Genomic DNA, 14044 nt, shown 5'->3' on the forward strand with positions numbered 1-14044 from the left:
AGGTGTTTTGATGATTTGTCATGCAAAATTGTCAGATGCAGCAGCTATCCAAAAAATCAACTTGGAGATCTTGGGTTACAATTATGATGTTGGAGCAACGAAAGCTCAATTAGCACGAGTTTTGCAGCAGCCAGAACAGATTATTTTAGTAGCCAAAAACCAAGCTGGACAAGTGATTGGCTATGCTCATGCAGCTAGCTATGATTGCCTCTATTTTCCGCCTTTACTCAACCTGTTGGCATTAGCAGTTGACAAAGATTTTCAAGGTCAGGGATATGGCAAAGCTTTGATGCAGGCTATTCGTGAAGAGGGCGTGGCAGCTGGTTACACAGGTATTCGAATAAACTCTGGTATTTCACGAATGAAGGCTCATGAGTTTTATCGAAAATTGGATTGTGAGGAAAAAGCTGATCAGAAACGTTTTTATTGGGAATTTTGAGAAATGATATCTATGAAGATTGAACCATTAAGGCAAAGTAATGCAGAAGAAATTGCTAATGATTGGCATTATGAAGGAATTTATAGCTTTTATGATATGCAAGCAGATCCTGAGGATTATGAAGAAATTTTATCTCCTGAAGCGCGTGGCAATCACTATTATCAAATTCTCAAAAATGATGAATTGTATGGTTTTTTCTGTCTTTTCCCAGTTGGCAAAGACAAGCAAGAGCTAGGTTTAGGGATGAAGCCAGAGTATTGTGGTAAAGGTCAAGGGGAAGAGTTTTTACAAACTATTCTGCAGTTTATTGAAGAAAATATCTCAGTAAAAAGCCTAACTCTCTCAGTTGCAGATTTTAATCAAAGAGCTCAAAAGCTCTATCTTAGCTGTGGTTTCAATGTGATTGGGCGGCAGCCTCAGGAAAGCAATGGCGATAGTTACCTTTTTGTCAAAATGGAAAAGGAGTTGAAATGAGAGTTGCGGTTATCCAAGGAACCACTCGAAGAAATATGAATTCGCTGCTATTTGAATCTGTAAAAAAAGCAGTCCAATCGTCTGACGAAGTGCTGAATTTTGGTATTTTTGAGGAGGAGAACGAGCAGTATTCTTATAGTGAGATAGCGATGATGATTAGTCTCTTAATAGAAAGTGGAGCAGTAGATTTTGTTGTAACAGGTTGTTCTTCAGGTCAAGGTATGATGCTTGCCTGTAATAGTTTACCAGGTCTTTTGTGTGGCTATATAGAGACCCCACAAGATGCTTTCCTCTTTGGACGAATCAATGGAGGAAATGTTACTTCCCTGCCATTAGGGTTAAATTTTGGTTGGCAAGGAGAATTGAACCTACAATATACATTGGATAAATTATTTGATGGTGAGTTTGGTATGGGTTATCCTGAAAATGAAGCGGAAAGAAAACGGTTGGAAGCAAGTGCCCTAAAGGACCTGAATCAGTTGACGAAACGAAGTTGGGAAGAATTAGTAGAACAACTTCCAACTGATACTTTCACTAAATTGTTGCAAAGAAAGATAGTGATGAATGCTATTATAACGAATGGAACCAATGAAGAGTTCATCCGTTTGCTGAAAGAAAAAATAGGTAAAAAGTGAAATGAAAAAGCGGAGGCACTAAGTAGATGTCCCTACACATTTCATTATCTTTGCAAATTTGACTGTTTATGGTAAAAAAGTGAGCTTGACATTATAACGTCATTTTAAAACAATAAAAAGACTGGGATTTCCAGTCTTGTCTTGTTTTATGCTAATGTCGTAATATTGACTGCTTGAAGACCACGCTGACCTTCTTCAATGTTAAACATTACTTTGTCACCTTCATTCAGTGACTTGAATCCGTCAGATTGAATCGCTGAAAAGTGAGCAAAAACGTCTGGTCCATTGTCCTGTGAAATAAAACCATAGCCTTTTTCAGCATTGAACCATTTTACTGTACCTTGTGTCATACATCTTACTTCCTTTCTCTAAAAGATTGTGTAAAAAATAGAAAAAGTAAAGATGAAAAACAAAAATACTTACTCAAAATTAATTTACTCTTGCTAGTCTAGCAAAAGTAGCAGCAAAAGGCAAGGAAAAAACAGCGTAGGACATCATATTTTGCTATACTAGTTATATGATATGAAAAGAAGAAAGAGGTATAAGATAATGACATTTGAAGAAATTTTACCAGGTCTGAAAGCTAAGAAGAAATACGTTCGTACTGGTTGGGGTGGGGCAGAGAACTACATCCAGCTTTTTGACAGCATTGAACAAAATGGAGTGACACTTGATGTGACTCCGTACTTTCTTATCAACGTGTCAGGCGAAGGGGAAGGCTTTTCCATGTGGAGCCCGACTCCTTGTGATGTCTTAGCAGATGACTGGGTGGAAGTTCATGACTAAGACAGTATTGGTGACGGGAGTCAGTTCAGGGATTGGACGAGCACAGGCACGGCTCTTTTTGGAAAATAGCTGGCGCGTCTATGGTGTAGACCGGTCTAAAGAACCAAACCTGACAGGAGATTTTCATTTTCTTCAACAAGATTTAACGCTGGCGCTTCAGCCGATTTTTGACTGGTGTCCGCAGGTAGATGTCCTCTGCAATACAGCTGGAGTACTAGATGATTATAAACCTTTACTGGAGCAGACTGCTCAAGAAATCCAAGAAATTTTCGAGATTAACTATGTGACACCGGTAGAATTAACTCGTTATTATCTGACACAGATGTTGAAGAAAAATTCAGGCATCATTATCAATATGTGCTCTATCGCATCGAGTTTAGCTGGTGGTGGCGGTCATGCTTATACCTCTTCTAAGCATGCTTTAGCAGGATTTACCAGGCAATTAGCACTTGATTATGCTGAAGCAAGAATTCAGATTTTTGGAATTGCACCAGGAGCAGTCAAAACCAAGATGACTGCGGCAGATTTTGAACCAGGTGGCTTAGCAGATTGGGTGGCAAATGAAACCCCTATTAAGCGTTGGATAGAACCAGAGGAAGTAGCTGAGTTGACTCTATTTCTCGCCTCAGGAAAAGCTCAGCCCATGCAGGGCGAAATTCTCAAAATCGATGGTGGCTGGAGTTTGAAGTGAGGGAATCAAAGGTGAAAGCAATGAAGACTAAGTATTTTTACTCTTGGTCTAAAAACATGGTTGTTTACGGCTTGGATGCTGGCCTAGGGAAGCTCTTCATAAATGAATCTGAGACAGCCTGCCTATACCAATTAGGGAATTTCATTTTTCCGGCTGGTCAGGCGGATTCAGATTTTTGGCAGGAGTATAGCACTAAATATAGCTTGGCTGACAAGGTCATTATCTCCGAGGAGCTTAGTTGGCAGGAGTTCTTGGATAGCCAGAGTGTGCTGCATCGGTTTACTCGCTATGCTTTTGCGGACAGGGTCGACTTTAACACAGAGGCTTTGGAGAAATGGCAGAGCAGGATACCAGCAAACTGCCAACTTTTTCTGATTGATGAGACGAGATATGAGCGTCTAGCTGAGGAAGTTTGGTCCCAGGATTTACAGGGTGACTTTGCTGATTTTAAACAGTTTCAAGCAGCGGGTGGTTTTGGCTTTATACTCTGTTCGGGAGAAGAAATCATTGCTGCTGTATCAACAGGATTGGTCTATCAAGGAGCCCTTGAGATTGAAATTGCCACAAAGCCAGCATACCAAGGGCAGGACTTGGCCAAAATCCTAGGAGCCCAGATGATTCTAGAAGCTCAAAAGCGCTCACTCTTTCCTCTATGGGATGCGCACAATAGAGCTTCCAAGAAGGTTGCAGAAAGCCTCGGCTATCAGTGCCTAGGAGCTTATCCGGCTTATGAATGGAAAGGGAGTTTTGACCAATGAAGAAAAACCAAACCTATTTCTTAAAAGACATCATTGAGGCTGTAAAATCGGAAAAGCTAGATGATGATTTCTGTTTGTATGATAAGGACAAGGGAAGATTGAATTTTCAGACTAGCTACTTGCTTGCTGATTATCCTCAAGTGGTGGATGCTAAGGATGTTTACCCTACACAGGTAAGGGAGCAAGAACTGGAGCTGATTTATTATGGTGAAGATTTTGCGGATGTTCTCTAATCAGTCATGGAGCAGAAAGCAGAAGCGACTGATGAAGAGTGCTTGCAGGCTCTGCTTTACTATTATGAGCATGATGACTTTTTAGATTTTGAATGAGAAGCTTTATTGACTTTGATAAAGATACAGATTTGTAGGAAGATTTTTTATAAATAATAATTTTCACTTTAGAAAGGCAGGAGTAAATATGACTCCAAAAGAAATGTGGCAGGCATATAGGAAAATCAATCCAGCTATTGGCGATAAAATCGATGCTTGGGCCTTCGGAGTCTTTGCAGATCAACTGGCTGATTTGGTGCTGCGTGGAGAGAAGACAGCGACAGCTTCGGCTTATGAACTTTATAAGATTGAAAATGAACCCTTGCCGCAAGCAGGAACCTTTGATGTCATCTTAGACAGTCAGGGCAGGGCCGTCTGTATCATTAAAATTACTAAAGTCTCTGTAGTGCCTTTTTGTCAAGTCTCAGCAGACCATGCTTTCAAGGAAGGAGAGGGAGACAAATCATTGACTTATTGGCAGCAAGTCCATCAGGAACTTTTTACAGAGTGGTTGGCAGAAGTCGGTTTGGAATTTTCGCAAGAAAGCGGTGTTGTCTTAGAAGAATTTCACAAGGTTTATCCGCTATAAAAGATGCAGATTAAAGCATTACAGAGAGAATCTTAACAAATGATACAAAAAGTGATATAATAAAGTAAATTTACTTTGATAAAAGGAACTATTATGACAAATTATGCAATTATTTTGGCAGCTGGAAAGGGCACTCGTATGAAATCAGATCTACCAAAAGTGCTCCACAAAGTTGCTGGAATTTCCATGTTAGAACATGTGTTTAGAAGTGTTACTGCCATTGCACCAAGAAAGACTGTGACGGTGATTGGGCACAAAGCAGAAATGGTTGAGCAAGTATTGGCAGGTCAGACAGAATTTGTCCGTCAGACCGAGCAGTTGGGAACTGGTCATGCAGTTATGATGGCAGAGCCTGCACTGAAAGGACTGGCAGGACAAACATTGGTGATTGCAGGAGACACTCCTTTAATTACAGGAGAAAGCCTGAAAAATCTGATTGACTTTCATATCAATCACAAGAATGTTGCAACGATTTTGACAGCAGAAGCGGAAAATCCATTTGGTTATGGTCGGATTGTCCGTAATCAGCATGAAGAAGTACTCAAAATTGTGGAGCAAAAAGATGCTTCGGATTTTGAAAAACAAATCAAGGAAATCAATACAGGAACTTACGTTTTTGATAATGCTCGTCTCTTTGAAGCATTGAAAAATATCAACACCAATAATGCGCAAGGAGAATACTACATCACAGATGTAATCAGTATTTTCCGTGAAAATGGTGAAAAAGTCGGCGCTTATACTCTGAAGGATTTTGATGAAAGTCTGGGAGTTAATGACCGCATAGCGTTGGCAACAGCAGAAGACATTATGCATCGGCGCATCAATCAAGCTCACATGCTAAATGGTGTTAGTTTTGTTAATCCAGAAGGGACTTATATTGATGTAGATGTAGAAATTGAACCAGAAGTCCAAATTGAGGCCAATGTTACCTTGAAAGGAACAACGAAAATTGGTGCAGGCAGCATTTTGACAAACGGTACGTATATTGTTGACTCTATTATCGGAGAACAAACTGTGATTACAAATTCGATGATTGAGGAGTCTATAGTTGCAGATGGTGTAACGGTAGGACCTTACGCTCATGTCCGTCCAGATTCACGTCTTGCTAAAAATGTACATGTAGGAAATTTCGTTGAAGTGAAAGGGTCTTCTATCGGTGAAAATACCAAAGCTGGACACTTGACCTATATTGGAAATTCTGAAGTGGGAGCGAATGTTAATTTTGGTGCTGGAACGATTACAGTGAATTATGATGGACAGCAGAAATTTAAGACAGTCATTGGAAATAATGTTTTTGTAGGTTCTAATTCGACCATTATTGCGCCAGTGGAGCTTGGAGACAATTCTCTTGTCGGTGCAGGCTCAACCATTACTAAGGATGTACCAGCAGACGCTATTGCCATCGGACGTGGTCGTCAGATTAACAAAGATGAATACGCAAAACGCTTGCCACATCATCCAGATAATAAGTAGGAACGGCTATGGATTTTGAAGAAAAAACGCTAAAACGAACAGAAATTTATCAAGGCCCTATTTTTAACCTTGTCAAAGATAAAGTTCAGCTACCAGCTGGGAAAGGTACAGCTTATCGTGATTTGATTTTCCATAATGGTGCTGTAGCAGTTATTGCATTAACATCAGAAAATAAAATGATTTTAGTCAAGCAATATCGCAAGGCTATTGAAGCAACCTCTTATGAAATTCCGGCAGGCAAGTTAGAAGTCGGTGAAAATGCGGATCCTAAAGCTGCTGCTTTGCGTGAATTGGAAGAAGAGACCGGCTATACAGGTGAATTGGAACTGCTCTATGATTTCTATTCGGCGATTGGCTTTTGCAATGAGCGAATTAGACTTTATAGCGCTAGCCATTTGACAAAAGTTGAAAATCCTCGTCCACAAGATGAGGACGAGACGTTAGAACTCTATGAAGTGACCTTGGAAGAAGCGAAAGCTCTCCTTACTAGTGGTGGTATTTGTGATGCAAAAACTATTATTGCACTCCAATATTGGGAAATGAAAATGAATCGAAGATAGGGGAACGCTTATGGGAAGACCTTTATTAACAGATGAAATGATTGAAAGGGCAAATCGTGGTGAAGATATTTCAGGTCCACCTTTGCATGATGAGGAAGAAACCAAAATTTTAAAAACGACCAGAAGTCAATTTGGTTATTCCTCTCAAAATAGTGGCTTCAATCAAGATACGCTGCAAATTGATGTGGAACCAACGGTAACCAAAAGCCGACGCATTGAAAATGCAAAACGTGGAGTATTTCAAGCGAAATTAAACAAAATTCTATTTTGGATTGTCCTGCTTTTGATGGCTTTGATTGCTGCTATTATTTGGCTATAAAAAAGCGAGAAGCTTAGACTTTCGCTTTTTTTATGATAGAATGAGAGGAAATAATGAAAATCGGAATTATTGCAGCTATGCCTGAGGAATTAAAAATCTTAGTGGAAAACTTAGAAAATGCTGAAAAACACTTACGTTTGGGGCATGTTTACCATACAGGAAGTATCGGTCGACATGAAGTCGTGCTGGTAGAAAGCGGCATCGGCAAGGTCATGTCTGCTATGAGTGTAGCTGTTTTGGTCAATGACTTTAAGGTGACAGCTGTCATCAATACAGGTTCTGCTGGAGCGGTAGCCGAAGGGTTGGAAATCGGCGATATTGTAGTTGCTGACCGTCTAGTATACCACGATGTAGATGTAACAGCTTTTGGTTATGAATACGGACAAATGGCGCGCCAGCCACTTTATTTTGAAGCTAGCCGTTATTTGGTTTCTGAAATGAAAAAGATTTTAGAAAAGACACATCAGACGAGTCGTGTTGGTTTAATTGCGACAGGTGACAGCTTTGTTGCCGGTCAAGATAAGATTAATCGCATCAAACAGCATTTTCCAGATGTTTTAGCTGTCGAGATGGAAGGCGCTGCTATTGCCCAAGCTACTCACTCGATTGGCCTACCTTTTATGGTTCTCCGAGCTATGAGCGACACAGCTAGCCATGATGCTAATGTCACTTTTGATGAATTCATTCTTGAAGCCGGGAAACGCTCAGCAGAAACCCTGATTCAATTTCTGAAAGAATTGGTTTAGATAGAGGAGAAGATATTATGTATAAAGAGTCTTATTTTGATGGTGGTCTATTTTCTTACATTGGTCATGCTATTTTAGCTATCTTGATTACAGTTTTGACGCTGGGTATCTGTGCACCTTGAGGCATGTGTATCCTATATAATTGGAAGGTAAAGCATACGGTCATTGACGGGCACCGTCTCTATTTTGACGGTACTGCAATACAGCTTTTTGGAAATTGGATTAAGTGGTGGGTCTTGACGCTTGTTACTTTTGGTATTTATGGTTTTTGGCTTAATATCAAACTGACCCAGTGGATTACTAAGCATACTTATCATGCGAATTGAGAACAAGCAAGCGAGACTTAAGTGGCTCGCTTTTCCTTTTCTTCTGTCTTGCCAAAAAATCTCTTTTGATGGTATAATCAAGGAACTGCAATCAATGATAGAGGAGAAAAGATGAGTATTTTAGAAGTAAAAAATCTCAGCCACGGTTTTGGTGACAGGGCTATTTTTGAGGATGTATCCTTCCGTCTACTCAAGGGTGAGCATATCGGCTTGGTTGGTGCTAATGGTGAGGGGAAGTCAACCTTTATGAGCATTGTGACAGGGAAAATGCTACCGGACGAGGGTAAGGTTGAGTGGTCTAAATATGTGACTGCTGGCTATCTGGATCAGCATGCTGTATTGGAGCGAGGTCAGTCTGTCCGTGATGTCTTGCGCACGGCCTTCGACGAGCTGTTTAAGACCGAGGCTCGTATCAATGAAATCTATATGAGCATGGCTGAGGAGGGAGCGGATGTTGATGCTCTGATGGAAGAAGTGGGCGAGCTGCAGGACCGCTTGGAGAGCCGAGATTTCTATACTCTAGATGCCAAGATTGACGAGGTCGCACGGGCACTGGGTGTTATGGACTACGGTATAGAGAGCGATGTGACGGAGCTATCTGGTGGACAGCGAACCAAGGTTCTCTTGGCTAAGCTGCTTCTTGAAAAACCAGATATCCTGCTTTTGGACGAGCCAACCAACTATCTGGATGCTGAGCACATTGACTGGCTCAAGCGTTACCTACAGAACTATGAAAATGCCTTTGTTCTAATCTCGCATGATATTCCTTTCTTGAATGACGTGATTAATATCGTCTACCATGTGGAAAATCAGCACTTGACTCGTTATTCTGGCGACTACTATCAGTTCCAGGAAGTCTATGAGATGAAAAAGTCTCAGCTAGAAGCAGCCTATGAGCGCCAACAGAAAGAGATTGCCGACCTCAAGGACTTTGTAGCTCGTAATAAAGCCCGCGTAGCGACCCGTAATATGGCCATGTCCCGCCAGAAAAAGCTGGATAAGATGGACATTATTGAGCTACAAAGTGAGAAGCCAAAGCCTACCTTTGACTTCAAGCCTGCCCGCACACCTGGCCGTTTTATCTTCCAAGCCAAGGATTTGCAGATTGGTTACGACCGACCGCTGACCCAGCCCCTTAACCTGACCTTTGAGCGCAACCAGAAGGTGGCTATCATCGGGGCAAATGGGATTGGGAAAACAACTCTTTTGAAGAGTCTCTTGGGGATTATACCACCAATCGCTGGGGAAGTTGAGCGTGGGGACTATCTGGAGCTGGGTTATTTCGAGCAGGAAGTCGAAGGCGGCAATCGTCAGACACCGCTTGAAGCAGTTTGGAATGCATTTCCGGCCCTTAACCAAGCAGAAGTTCGAGCAGCTCTGGCTAGATGTGGTCTAACTTCTAAGCATATCGAAAGTCAGATTCAAGTCCTATCCGGAGGGGAGCAGGCCAAGGTTCGCCTTTGCCTCCTCATGAACCGAGAAAATAATGTTCTGGTGCTGGACGAGCCGACCAACCACCTGGATGTAGATGCCAAGGAAGAGCTGAAGCGAGCTCTGAAAGAATACAAGGGCAGCATTCTCATGGTCTGCCACGAGCCTGATTTCTATGAAGGCTGGATGGATCAAATTTGGGATTTTAATCAATTAACGTAAGAATAAAGAAAATGGGGAGTGGGACAAAAATTGGTATTTCGTAAGAAATCGATTTTACCATCTTACCTCTGCAAGGTCTAGTAGGTCTGCAAAAGCTGAAGCATTAGCGCATTAGAGCCCACTCAACTACTGTGTATAGAAAGCAAAAGAGTCTGGAACATTTTTGTTCCAGACTCTGTTTTGTCTTTATTTCTTAAATGTATAATCTTTGATGATTTCAATTTTCTCAATTTTAATCTCTTTTTTGGGTTTATCGTTTTCACCGGTTTCTGTTGTAGCAATTTTATCTACAACTTCCATACCAGAAGTAACTTGTCCAAAAACTGTATAATCGCCGTCTAAGCTAGGATTCCCCCCTTTTTTATAGGCTTCAATGATTTTTTCAGGATAAGCATCGCTTGATAGTCTGCTAGAATTATCTTTATTGTTTTGATTGATAAAGAATTGGCTACCGTTAGAATTTGGATCTGAAGAACGAGCCATTGATAACGCACCACGGATATTGTAGAGATAAGGAGAAATCTCTGTTTTAAATCCGCTTCCAGAATCAATCTTTTCATTCTTTCCTTTCCAAATTGATTCTCCGCCAGTACCATTTCCTAGGGGATCTCCTGTTTGAATCATAAAATCTTTGATGACACGATGGAAAATCAAGCCATTATAATAACCTTCTTTAGCATGAGTCAAGAAATTTTCTACAGCCAGCGGAGCATATTTAGGAAAAAGTTTTAGAGTGATAGCACCTTCCGTCGTTGTTATTTTCACTTGTGCTTCATTATCTGCGACTTTATCAGACAATTGTGGGAAAGAGATATTCTTATCTGTCAATACTTTTTTTCGTTCTTCAGCTAATTTATCTGTGGTATCTGAGCTGGATGTTGTTGTACTTGATCCCGAAGTCTCATTTCCCCGAATAGCTTTTTTTATGCTGCCACAGCCTGTTAAAAATAAGACTCCAGCCAATGCTAAAATGAGTAATTTTTTCATACATGTCCTTTCTGAATTTAAAACTATTCACATTTTACTATAAACAAGCTAATTTTTCAAACCTTTTGAGGGTTATCTATGCTAACTAAAAGGCACTATCGGGCTCTTTTTTTGTACTAAAACAGTGTTTAGCGATAAAGAAATGAGGCATTTGCTGCAGAAAAATTTTAGGAAATCATTATTTTTTACAGTCCTCATGTGTAGCATGAGGGTTTTGGAAATGAGCATTTTGTAGTTGTCTGTTGTAGGGCATTTTTGGGGGATTCATTTAGCAATGGGATATGTGCCAGGATTGTTTATCGCTTTTTTCTTGGACCTACTTGTAGCAGAATCAGTTGTAAAAGAACTTGCTTTTAAATTTTTAACGGAATGACATAAAACTTGGTAGAAAATTATTCTTGTTTCAGGTGGTATGGTTCTGATCATGGTTTCACCGATGCCTTTTTATGGTATATTTTTTAATAGCGTACCGCTTTCACTAGCCAATTATCTAGGAACTTGGCTAACCAATTTTATTGTAGCTTTTCTTTTGAATTTTCTGATTGTTGGACCAATTTCTCACTTTATTCTAGGTCGATTGCAAAAGTAATGTTTTTAATCCTGCTGACGATGAATTTTTGACAATTAGTATACGGAAATTCTTTATTAGATTAATTTAATGATAAACATTTTATGTTATAATAAATCTATAAAGGAGGGACAGAGAATGGCTAAAAGATTGACAAGAGACGTGCGAAATGAAAAAATTGCGGGTGTTTGTGCAGGTGTTGCAAATTATTTTGACATTGATCCTACTATTGTACGACTAATCTGGGGAGTAGCATTTTTTGTATATGGAATCGGTCTGATCCCTTACTTGATTTTGTGGTTTGTCTTGCCAGAAGATGATGGGAATGATGATGTGATTTGGAAGTAAGCAATGTTGTTTAAAAAGTGGAAACATGGAACTTCTGCTTTTTTCTTTCATTGGATTAGCAGCTAACTTATGATATAATAAAAGTTATGGCAAATAAGAAAAATAGTAGACAAGGCCGAACAACACGACGGCCGACAAAAGCAGAATTAGAACGTCAAAAAGCTATTCGAAGGATGTTAGTAACTTTCGGAGTTGCTTTTTTGCTTCTTTTTGCAGCCTTAAAATGGGGTGCCGTTGGAATCACTCTTTACAACCTTATTCGATTATTAGTAGGAAGTTTGGCCTATATGGCTATTATAGGTAGTCTCATTTATCTTTTCTTTTTTAAGTGGGTCAATAAGCATGAAGGTTATAAATCAGGCTTTTTCAGTATTTTTATTGGCTTTCTACTCATATTTCAAGCTTATTTTGTAAATATTTTAAATTTAAAAGAGCAGGTTCTGAGTATAACCTTGTCGCGGATTTTAACAGATTTAAGCTCATTTAAAGTCAGTGCTTTTGCTGGTGGCGGTTTATTAGGAGCTGCTCTTTATGCTCCTGTGGCCTTTTTATTTTCAAATATTGGTTCTTACTTTATTGGTGTTCTCTTGATATTGTTAGGTTTCCTTCTTATCAGTCCATATTCAATTTATGATATTTTTGAAAAATTAAGTGAAGTTTATCATACATGGAATGAAAAGCGGGAAGCGAAGCGCCAACAACGATTTGTGGAGAAAGAAGAAAAAGCTGCACAGGAAACAATGAATGCTATTCAGATGGAGCAAGATGAATCTCAAATTGATCCTGAAATGGGAGAAATTTTAAATGATGATGTTTTGGCGCATACTCCGATTCAATTTGAAGAGGGAGAACCGGAAATCTACGATTATGATGAGGATATAACTGAGAAATCACACGAAGAAGATCAGCAAGATGATATAGATGAAGATGTGGAAGTGAATTTCACTCCTAAAGAAAGTTTCGATTACAAACTGCCAACGATCAATTTGTTTGCGCCTGATAAGCCTAAAAATCAATCAAAAGAAAAGAAAATTGTCCGCGGAAATATCAAGATTTTAGAAGAAACCTTTGCTAGCTTTGGTATTCGTGCTACTGTTGAACGAGCTGAAATCGGACCATCTGTGACTAAGTATGAAGTTAAACCAGCTGTCGGCGTGCGGGTTAATCGTATTTCCAATCTTTCTGACGATTTAGCTTTGGCTTTGGCCGCTAAAGATGTGCGGATTGAGGCACCCATTCCAGGTAAATCTCTGGTCGGAATTGAAGTACCAAACTCAGAGATTGCGATGGTCACTTTCCGTGAACTCTGGGAACAGTCTAAGACAGATGATAAGAAATTACTCGAAATTCCTCTAGGAAAAGCCGTCAATGGATCTGTTCGGACGTTTGATTTGGCAAAAATGCCTCACTTGCTAGTAGCAGGATCGACTGGTTCAGGGAAATCTGTTGCAGTCAATGGCATTATTGCTAGTATTCTCATGAAAGCACGACCAGATGAAGTCAAGTTCATGATGGTCGATCCCAAAATGGTTGAATTGTCTGTTTATAATGATATTCCTCACTTGCTTATCCCTGTTGTGACCAACCCTCGCAAGGCGAGTCGAGCTTTGCAAAAAGTGGTAGATGAAATGGAAAATCGTTATGAGCTCTTTTCTAAGGTCGGTGCTCGCAATATTGCAGGATACAATGCTAAGGTAGCTGAATACAATGCAAGTCAACCGGAATATAAACAAATTCCTCTTCCTTTGATTGTGGTCATTGTGGACGAGTTGGCAGACCTCATGATGGTAGCTAGCAAAGAAGTGGAAGATGCCATTATTCGCTTAGGGCAAAAGGCACGAGCAGCTGGGATTCATATGATTTTAGCTACCCAACGTCCGTCAGTTGATGTTATTTCTGGACTCATCAAGGCAAATGTTCCGTCACGAATTGCTTTTGCTGTCTCTAGCGGAACCGATAGTCGAACGATTCTAGATGAAAATGGCGCTGAGAAACTCTTGGGACGTGGGGATATGCTCTTTAAGCCGATTGATGAAAATCATCCTGTTCGTCTGCAAGGATCGTTCATTTCTGATGAAGATGTAGAGCACATTGTAACCTTTGTCAAGAATCAGGCAGAAGCTGATTATGATGATAATTTTGACCCGGGAGAAGTATCTGAAAATGATATGGATTCAGGTAGCGAGAGTGAACAAGGAGATCCACTCTTTGAAGAAGCCAAGGCTTTAGTTATAGAAACTCAAAAGGCCAGTGCTTCAATGCTCCAACGTCGATTGTCTGTCGGATTTAATCGTGCAACTCGGCTTATGGAAGAGCTAGAAGCTGCTGGTGTTATCGGACCAGCAGAAGGAACCAAGCCAAGGAAAGTGTTATTGAACAACTAAAAATGGACTGTGCTATTGAAAAGTTTATACTCCTTGAGG

Annotated in this window: 17 protein-coding genes and 2 pseudogenes; 17 read left to right on the forward strand and 2 right to left on the reverse strand. The window is 40.2% G+C overall.

The features are described from left to right. The first annotated feature begins 10 nt into the window (after window positions 1-10). From SCSC_RS02585 to SCSC_RS02595, 3 genes are read left to right on the forward strand one after another with little or no spacing between them, the layout of a single operon-like run. Complete coding sequence (locus tag SCSC_RS02585) at window positions 11-439, forward strand: GNAT family N-acetyltransferase (RefSeq protein ID WP_006270154.1); 429 nt, start codon at window positions 11-13, stop codon at window positions 437-439. Window positions 440-451: 12 nt separating this feature from the next. Then, the gene (locus SCSC_RS02590) at window positions 452-913 is read left to right on the forward strand and encodes a GNAT family N-acetyltransferase (RefSeq protein WP_006270143.1); all 462 of its coding nucleotides are present in this window, start codon (window positions 452-454) and stop codon (window positions 911-913) included. Beyond that, entirely contained in the window at window positions 910-1548 is a 639-nt protein-coding gene (locus tag SCSC_RS02595; protein WP_006270137.1) for an RpiB/LacA/LacB family sugar-phosphate isomerase, read from the forward strand. Before SCSC_RS02590 ends, SCSC_RS02595 begins: the two co-directional genes overlap by 4 nt. 146 nt (window positions 1549-1694) lie before the next feature. Here SCSC_RS02595 and SCSC_RS02600 read toward each other — a convergent pair whose 3' ends face one another. After that, entirely contained in the window at window positions 1695-1898 is a 204-nt protein-coding gene (locus SCSC_RS02600) for a cold-shock protein (protein WP_003069970.1), read from the reverse strand. 199 nt (window positions 1899-2097) lie between these two features. Between SCSC_RS02600 and SCSC_RS02605 the strand changes: the two genes are divergently transcribed. From SCSC_RS02605 to SCSC_RS02655, 11 genes and pseudogenes are all read left to right on the forward strand, one after another. Continuing rightward, on the forward strand, window positions 2098-2334 hold the full coding sequence (locus tag SCSC_RS02605; protein WP_003028259.1) for a DUF2829 domain-containing protein: 237 nt from the start codon (window positions 2098-2100) through the stop codon (window positions 2332-2334). Continuing rightward, entirely contained in the window at window positions 2327-3025 is a 699-nt protein-coding gene (locus SCSC_RS02610; RefSeq protein WP_022524538.1) for a 3-oxoacyl-ACP reductase, read from the forward strand. The genes SCSC_RS02605 and SCSC_RS02610 overlap by 8 nt, the downstream gene beginning before the upstream one ends. Window positions 3026-3045: 20 nt before the next feature. Continuing rightward, window positions 3046-3783 carry a GNAT family N-acetyltransferase gene (locus SCSC_RS02615; protein ID WP_006270141.1) on the forward strand — a complete coding sequence of 246 codons (738 nt, stop codon included), beginning with the start codon at window positions 3046-3048 and terminating at the stop codon, window positions 3781-3783. Continuing rightward, window positions 3780-4112 (forward strand): annotated as a pseudogene (locus SCSC_RS02620) (DUF7716 domain-containing protein). The gene SCSC_RS02615 and the pseudogene SCSC_RS02620 overlap by 4 nt, the downstream one beginning before the upstream one ends. An 88-nt stretch (window positions 4113-4200) precedes the next feature. Beyond that, complete coding sequence (locus SCSC_RS02625) at window positions 4201-4641, forward strand: ASCH domain-containing protein (protein WP_006270161.1); 441 nt, start codon at window positions 4201-4203, stop codon at window positions 4639-4641. 93 nt (window positions 4642-4734) lie between these two features. Then, entirely contained in the window at window positions 4735-6114 is a 1380-nt protein-coding gene (gene glmU / locus SCSC_RS02630; RefSeq protein WP_006270164.1) for a bifunctional UDP-N-acetylglucosamine diphosphorylase/glucosamine-1-phosphate N-acetyltransferase GlmU, read from the forward strand. An 8-nt stretch (window positions 6115-6122) separates the two neighbouring features. Next, window positions 6123-6674, forward strand: a complete 552-nt coding sequence (locus tag SCSC_RS02635) for an NUDIX hydrolase (protein ID WP_006270125.1) — start codon at window positions 6123-6125, stop codon at window positions 6672-6674. A gap of 10 nt (window positions 6675-6684) precedes the next feature. Then, complete coding sequence (macP, locus tag SCSC_RS02640) at window positions 6685-6993, forward strand: cell wall synthase accessory phosphoprotein MacP (protein WP_003034247.1); 309 nt, start codon at window positions 6685-6687, stop codon at window positions 6991-6993. A gap of 53 nt (window positions 6994-7046) precedes the next feature. After that, a complete protein-coding gene (locus SCSC_RS02645) occupies window positions 7047-7739 on the forward strand; it encodes a 5'-methylthioadenosine/adenosylhomocysteine nucleosidase (RefSeq protein WP_006270172.1) in 693 nt (230 codons plus the stop codon). Window positions 7740-7756: 17 nt separating this feature from the next. Further along, window positions 7757-8065: pseudogene (locus SCSC_RS02650) on the forward strand (hypothetical protein). A 111-nt stretch (window positions 8066-8176) separates the two neighbouring features. Then, window positions 8177-9718, forward strand: coding sequence for an ABC-F family ATP-binding cassette domain-containing protein (locus SCSC_RS02655; protein WP_006270134.1), 1542 nt, complete (start codon window positions 8177-8179; stop codon window positions 9716-9718). A 186-nt stretch (window positions 9719-9904) separates the two neighbouring features. Here the strand turns inward: SCSC_RS02655 and SCSC_RS02660 are convergent, their stop codons facing one another. Continuing rightward, window positions 9905-10705, reverse strand: coding sequence for a peptidylprolyl isomerase (locus SCSC_RS02660; protein WP_006270123.1), 801 nt, complete (start codon window positions 10703-10705; stop codon window positions 9905-9907). A 394-nt stretch (window positions 10706-11099) separates the two neighbouring features. Between SCSC_RS02660 and SCSC_RS09575 the strand changes: the two genes are divergently transcribed. The 3 genes from SCSC_RS09575 (at window position 11100) to SCSC_RS02670 (ending at window position 14005) form a co-directional block, all read left to right on the forward strand. Beyond that, window positions 11100-11294 carry a DUF2798 domain-containing protein gene (locus SCSC_RS09575; protein WP_472725594.1) on the forward strand — a complete coding sequence of 65 codons (195 nt, stop codon included), beginning with the start codon at window positions 11100-11102 and terminating at the stop codon, window positions 11292-11294. A 117-nt stretch (window positions 11295-11411) separates the two neighbouring features. Beyond that, window positions 11412-11621 (forward strand): PspC domain-containing protein, encoded by a 210-nt coding sequence (locus tag SCSC_RS02665; RefSeq protein WP_006270116.1) that lies wholly within the window; start codon window positions 11412-11414, stop codon window positions 11619-11621. An 86-nt stretch (window positions 11622-11707) separates the two neighbouring features. Next, on the forward strand, window positions 11708-14005 hold the full coding sequence (locus SCSC_RS02670; RefSeq protein WP_006270158.1) for a DNA translocase FtsK: 2298 nt from the start codon (window positions 11708-11710) through the stop codon (window positions 14003-14005). The last annotated feature ends 39 nt before the right edge of the window (window positions 14006-14044 follow it).

The organism is Streptococcus constellatus subsp. constellatus (assembly GCF_023167545.1).
GTDB classification, from domain to species: domain Bacteria; phylum Bacillota; class Bacilli; order Lactobacillales; family Streptococcaceae; genus Streptococcus; species Streptococcus constellatus.

Excerpts from the sequence above, each read along its gene's own strand:
- SCSC_RS02585 (WP_006270154.1), top strand. The coding sequence starts at position 11 with ATGATTTGTCATGCAAAATTGTCAGATGCAGCAGCTATCCAAAAAATC.
- SCSC_RS02645 (WP_006270172.1), top strand. The coding sequence starts at position 7,047 with ATGAAAATCGGAATTATTGCAGCTATGCCTGAGGAATTAAAAATCTTA.
- SCSC_RS02600 (WP_003069970.1), bottom strand. The coding sequence starts at position 1,898 with ATGACACAAGGTACAGTAAAATGGTTCAATGCTGAAAAAGGCTATGGT.
- SCSC_RS02595 (WP_006270137.1), top strand. The coding sequence starts at position 910 with ATGAGAGTTGCGGTTATCCAAGGAACCACTCGAAGAAATATGAATTCG.
- SCSC_RS02655 (WP_006270134.1), top strand. The coding sequence starts at position 8,177 with ATGAGTATTTTAGAAGTAAAAAATCTCAGCCACGGTTTTGGTGACAGG.
- SCSC_RS02660 (WP_006270123.1), bottom strand. The coding sequence starts at position 10,705 with ATGAAAAAATTACTCATTTTAGCATTGGCTGGAGTCTTATTTTTAACA.
- SCSC_RS02670 (WP_006270158.1), top strand. The coding sequence starts at position 11,708 with ATGGCAAATAAGAAAAATAGTAGACAAGGCCGAACAACACGACGGCCG.
- SCSC_RS02605 (WP_003028259.1), top strand. The coding sequence starts at position 2,098 with ATGACATTTGAAGAAATTTTACCAGGTCTGAAAGCTAAGAAGAAATAC.
- SCSC_RS02590 (WP_006270143.1), top strand. The coding sequence starts at position 452 with ATGAAGATTGAACCATTAAGGCAAAGTAATGCAGAAGAAATTGCTAAT.
- SCSC_RS02625 (WP_006270161.1), top strand. The coding sequence starts at position 4,201 with ATGACTCCAAAAGAAATGTGGCAGGCATATAGGAAAATCAATCCAGCT.
- SCSC_RS02610 (WP_022524538.1), top strand. The coding sequence starts at position 2,327 with ATGACTAAGACAGTATTGGTGACGGGAGTCAGTTCAGGGATTGGACGA.
- SCSC_RS02635 (WP_006270125.1), top strand. The coding sequence starts at position 6,123 with ATGGATTTTGAAGAAAAAACGCTAAAACGAACAGAAATTTATCAAGGC.
- macP (WP_003034247.1), top strand. The coding sequence starts at position 6,685 with ATGGGAAGACCTTTATTAACAGATGAAATGATTGAAAGGGCAAATCGT.
- glmU (WP_006270164.1), top strand. The coding sequence starts at position 4,735 with ATGACAAATTATGCAATTATTTTGGCAGCTGGAAAGGGCACTCGTATG.
- SCSC_RS02615 (WP_006270141.1), top strand. The coding sequence starts at position 3,046 with ATGAAGACTAAGTATTTTTACTCTTGGTCTAAAAACATGGTTGTTTAC.
- SCSC_RS02665 (WP_006270116.1), top strand. The coding sequence starts at position 11,412 with ATGGCTAAAAGATTGACAAGAGACGTGCGAAATGAAAAAATTGCGGGT.